Source organism: Caldimonas taiwanensis NBRC 104434 (genome assembly GCF_001592165.1).
Classification (GTDB): Bacteria; Pseudomonadota; Gammaproteobacteria; order Burkholderiales; family Burkholderiaceae_C; genus Caldimonas; species Caldimonas manganoxidans.
In genome coordinates, this window is record NZ_BCWK01000087.1 from 1 (window position 1) to 745 (window position 745).

Genomic DNA, 745 nt, shown 5'->3' on the forward strand with positions numbered 1-745 from the left:
AAGGGCGTCCCGAACAGGCGGGCGGCGAGGTGGGGGAGCATGGGATTGAACGCCTTGCGAGACGACAATTGTGGTAAATTCGTTGCAGGGCCTACCCAGGTGACGCCATGACGACGTCGATTTCCATCCGCATCGACCAAAAGCTTTACGAACAAGCGCGCGCCGAGGCGCTGGCCGAGCATCGAACCATCGCCGGCCAAGTCGAGTACTGGGCCAAGGTCGGCCGGGCCGCGCTGGACAACCCCGATCTGCCGGTCGGCTTCATCGCCGAATCGCTGGCGTCGATGGCCGAGCCGCGTGAGGACGCGACCCTCTTCGTGCCCCGGTCCCGCCGCAAGGCATGAGCTACGGTCTCAAGCAAACCCGTCGGTTTGCCCGGGCCTACAAGAAGCTGCATGACAACGTCGCGGCCGATGTCGATGCCGCCACCGAAGTCATCGCGGCCGACCCGAACGTCGGGGAACGCAAGAAGGGTGATCTCGCCGATCTGTTCGTCTACAAGTTCCGCAGCCAGAATCAGCTCTACCTGCTGGGCTATACCGTCGATCACGAAGTCCGCTTGATCTATCTCGAAGCGGTTGGCCCGCACGAGAACTTCTATCGCGACCTCAAGCGCTCGTAGGCTCTACGGCATCAGCATCTGAACCATCCTTCTGCGGTGATTGAGGCGCGGCAGCCGGTGTCTGGTCGTGCCGCGGATCCGAGTCGAACACCAGCCCCAGTTCATCGGCGCGCCGGTTGTCGG

2 protein-coding genes are annotated in these 745 nt (G+C 63.1%); both read left to right on the forward strand.

What is annotated here, in order from left to right; all coding sequences use genetic code 11:
- The first annotated feature begins 107 nt into the window (after window positions 1–107).
- Window positions 108–344: a ParD-like family protein gene (locus CTA01S_RS16260; protein WP_062196867.1), complete on the forward strand. Its 237-nt coding sequence runs from the start codon at window positions 108–110 to the stop codon at window positions 342–344.
- Window positions 341–622, forward strand: a complete 282-nt coding sequence (locus tag CTA01S_RS16265) for a type II toxin-antitoxin system RelE/ParE family toxin (protein ID WP_062196868.1) — start codon at window positions 341–343, stop codon at window positions 620–622. The genes CTA01S_RS16260 and CTA01S_RS16265 overlap by 4 nt, the downstream gene beginning before the upstream one ends.
- Window positions 623–745 lie beyond the last annotated feature (123 nt).

Bases quoted from the DNA above. Each gene is read 5' to 3' on its own strand.
- CTA01S_RS16260 (WP_062196867.1), top strand. From the start codon at position 108: ATGACGACGTCGATTTCCATCCGCATCGACCAAAAGCTTTACGAACAA.
- CTA01S_RS16265 (WP_062196868.1), top strand. From the start codon at position 341: ATGAGCTACGGTCTCAAGCAAACCCGTCGGTTTGCCCGGGCCTACAAG.